This window comes from Rothia sp. HMSC065B04 (genome assembly GCF_001812285.1).
In the GTDB taxonomy this organism is placed as follows: Bacteria; Actinomycetota; Actinomycetes; order Actinomycetales; family Micrococcaceae; genus Rothia; species Rothia mucilaginosa.
The window spans coordinates 62005-65347 of record NZ_KV808411.1 but is presented as its reverse complement, the minus strand read 5'-3'; the positions used below and the strand labels follow the sequence as shown (position 1 = coordinate 65347).

Annotated in this window: 4 protein-coding genes; 1 reads left to right on the top strand and 3 read right to left on the bottom strand. The window is 57.6% G+C overall.

Features of this window, described 5'->3' with window-relative positions:
• Window positions 1–99: 99 nt before the first annotated feature.
• Genes HMPREF2845_RS09435 through HMPREF2845_RS08850 form a run of 3 tightly spaced genes read right to left on the bottom strand, consistent with a single transcriptional unit; the run spans window position 100 to window position 2676 of the window.
• Window positions 100–435, bottom strand: coding sequence for a recombinase family protein (locus HMPREF2845_RS09435; protein WP_246824663.1), 336 nt, complete (start codon window positions 433–435; stop codon window positions 100–102).
• Window positions 368–1540: an HNH endonuclease family protein gene (locus tag HMPREF2845_RS08855; RefSeq protein ID WP_070634496.1), complete on the bottom strand. Its 1173-nt coding sequence runs from the start codon at window positions 1538–1540 to the stop codon at window positions 368–370. The genes HMPREF2845_RS09435 and HMPREF2845_RS08855 overlap by 68 nt, the downstream gene beginning before the upstream one ends.
• A complete protein-coding gene (locus HMPREF2845_RS08850) occupies window positions 1537–2676 on the bottom strand; it encodes an adenine-specific methyltransferase EcoRI family protein (protein ID WP_070634495.1) in 1140 nt (379 codons plus the stop codon). Before HMPREF2845_RS08850 ends, HMPREF2845_RS08855 begins: the two co-directional genes overlap by 4 nt.
• A 438-nt stretch (window positions 2677–3114) precedes the next feature.
• Here HMPREF2845_RS08850 and HMPREF2845_RS09370 point away from each other — a divergent pair, with 438 nt between their 5' ends.
• A complete protein-coding gene (locus HMPREF2845_RS09370; RefSeq protein ID WP_246824661.1) occupies window positions 3115–3261 on the top strand; it encodes a hypothetical protein in 147 nt (48 codons plus the stop codon).
• Window positions 3262–3343 lie beyond the last annotated feature (82 nt).

The following is a 3343-nucleotide window of genomic DNA, read 5'->3' as shown; positions in this document are numbered from 1 at the left end:
CGGCGGCTTTCCGTTAAGTGGAAAGCCGCCGCCTCGCTGTTATCGCTATGAGAGCACGTATTGCCTGTTTTAGGACAGCATCGTAAGGGTGCCGAGCTTTTACACGAAGAAGGACGGCACGAGGGTCACGACGAGAGTGTCACCTGGTCGCATGTACGAGAGTGCCTTCTTGAGCCCGGGACGCTGCCATTTCGAGCCCGACACTGTGTCGGAGAAGAAATGGGTTCTATCGCAACCGACAGCAAGGAGAGCGTCACGCTGGGTGTCCAGCGACTCGCCATGCCGGGCCGTCGAGACTCGGGCGCAACCGATGAGCGTGGAAACCTCCTTCGTGGCTGTGAGGGTGTGCCGGGGTACATGAGGGCGTCTAGCGGTTCCCCTTGGCTCGGTTGTGCGTGATGCAGAGCATCTCGCAGTTGGACTCGTCGGTGGCACCGCCCTTCGACCATGCAGTCACGTGGTCGGCATCCATCTCCTTCATCCTGTAAATCTTGGTCTTGTTCGCGTTGGTGCCCACGGCGCACAGTGGGCAGTTCGACACGCCACGAGCCTCGGCGTCGGCCTTCTGGCGCTCATACACAGCTTTGCGAATGCGGTCATCGAACATGCGAATCTGGAGTAGCTCGGGGTGCTCCTCGCCGCCGAGAACGTACTCGTAGACACCCCTGGCGTTGTGGACCGCGCTATCGGCCCTGAGCTCGTCAACACGCGCGTTGACGGCTCTCGCGCTGTAGGGCTGGGTGTGAAAGCGCTCGTAGAGGTCGCCCCACTCTAAACCGCGCATTTCTTTGTCAGGGATGCGGTCGAAGACGGTTGATACCCATTCAATAACTGATATGAAGTATGTAATGAGCTCTGAGGCGTTCTCATCGCGTCGGTGTGCGGCCATATACGCACTCGGGTTGGGAAGTCCTTGAGCAGCAGCAATCCACTTAAGAGCTACTGCGAGGACTTCCTGGCGACGAATATCCCCCTTGACGTAGGCCGACCACTTCTGCTGACGCGTGTCAGCGGCGTTCGAGAACACAGCCTTGGCGGCGGTCACGAACGGGCCCGAATACACAGCGTTGAGCAACTCCTGCTCGTTGAGCGGCACACCGGAGATGTTTATGGTCTGAAACCATTCCTTGATCTCTGTCTCGGTGCCCTCACACACGTACACGAGCAGATGAGTGGCGCGGATGAAATCCTGCTTCTCGGCGGGTAGCGACGAGAACGATTGCTCGCGACCGTCCACCTTGATGGCGAACTTGCCCGTGACGAAACGCCCGATGGATGTGATGCGCTGCTGACCGTCAAGAACTTCGAGCTGGCCAGAGTCCGTACGGTTGAAATAGATCAGCCCGAGGGGGTAACCCGCGAGGATTGACTCGATAACGGCTACGTCCTTCTTGCCGTCGCCATAAATGTAGTGACGCTGGTACTCCGGCTGGATGGTCAGAGTGCCGTCGAGACCGTACAGGCCCTTACCCTCGGCCTCGTTGTAGACGAAGCCCTTGGTGATGTCAGCGATACTAATTTGTTTGAGAGAGGTTTTCATGATTGCGTCCCCAAGTGTCGAATAAAAATTCGGTCGTACGTCTCCACACCATTGATTAGTGTTTTTTTATCTTCTTGAGGGGGGATGACGCTTCCACGATAAACTGCGAGAAGGTCACTTGACTTCGCCCATCGTTGCGAGCCAAGAATCTCAAACTGGTCAGGATTGTACTTGTCCAAGAACGAGATAGGCACACCCATCACGCCTGTGTAATCGCTGGGTATAGCGTCTACGAACGGTACTTCGATTGCGTCGTAGTTGTCGTAGGTCAGGTAGCCGGTTTCGACGAGCTTCTTGTGCCGTGAATAGCGCAGGTTCTCGGCCATAGTCATGAGTTGGAGAGGCTCGTGGCGGCGTCCGTGCTCGATATTGGTGAACCAGCAGGAGTTGCCCAGGCGGGTGTAGTCGTAGTTCTCATCGGCGGGGTACCCGAGTCGCTCTGCCTTCGCGGCGTCTGCGGGCTTGATGTCCGAGCCCTTGGGGACGCCGAACACCATATCGGTCGCGTTCGCGGTGGCACCCTTCCAAAGGCGGCCGCTCTGGATGAGCGGGAAGATCTCCTTGTAGGTGGTCGCGTTGTTGTTGCCGATCACGGAGAACCGCACACCGCCTTCAACGAGCCACCCGACGAACTCACGAAACAGGGAGAACGGCGGATTGGTGACCACAATGTCGGCCTCGTCGCGCAGCGCCGTGACCTCGGCAGAGCGGAAGTCACCATCGCCGTCGAGATAGGACCACTTCAGGTCGTCGATATCCACACGTCCGTCACCGTTTAAATCATTCGGTTCTAATACAAAAACACGACCACGTTCCATCGACTTCTTAACGTTGTACTGGGGGTCATCAAGCTCGAATAGTGTCGGCTGGTAGAACTCTCCGCTTGCATTTGAACTTGGGGCATAGGATGTAGAGATAAGCTTCTTAATCCCATACTCTTCAAAGTGGAGAGCGAAGAATTTAGTAAAGTTAGACCACTCAGGATCATCACACGGCAACAGGATGGTCTTGCCACGAAAAACATCAGGGTCGTACTCTAGATAGGCATTCATCTCCTGTTCGATGTCACGCCACTGTGTGTAGAACTCATCATTCTTGGCCGCCTTAGCGCGACCGAGGCTACTGTTGCCCGCCATACTGCCTGCTCTGCTCGCTTGTCCGTTATCGCTCGATTTCGGACACGGCGTTGGGAACACAGCCTCAGGGCTGCGAGAGCCCGGCAAAGTGTTCCACAAACGGTGTCCGTTAGGTCTACCGTACCAAAACATACGAACCAACGGAAGCGGACATGGTGACGGCGAGTGTTTTCCCTCATTTACCAGGCAAAACAGTGCTTCTACCCTGTCACGCTCTCCATCACGCTGCGTGACACGGGGCTCCCGGACGGGGCTGCTCCCTCGAACGAGCACCGTCGCGCATCTTCATGACACTCACCTCGCGGTCTGGAAGAACGACAGACTCGCCCGAGACCGAGCAGAGCTACTTATTGCCAAGCAGGCGATCCGCTCGACGGGTGCGCGGGTCCACTACATCGAGGGCATCTCTCCCTCACTGACGACCCGGGCTCCGTGCTCATGGAGGGCGTCGCCTCCACCCTGGAGGGTGATTTGCCCGAGCACGCGGGTGTTTCAGTCTCCGGTGTGCACCCGGTGTCCCTGGTGGCAAGTAATACGGCGGCGGTCCAGCAGCAGGTGCTGGAGGCGCTCGCACCCCGTTCCTAGATTCTCTCCGCCCCTAGCCCCTCCCCCGGTGACGGTGACAATATAGCGAGGCGGCGGCTTTCCGGTAAGTGGAAAGCCGCCG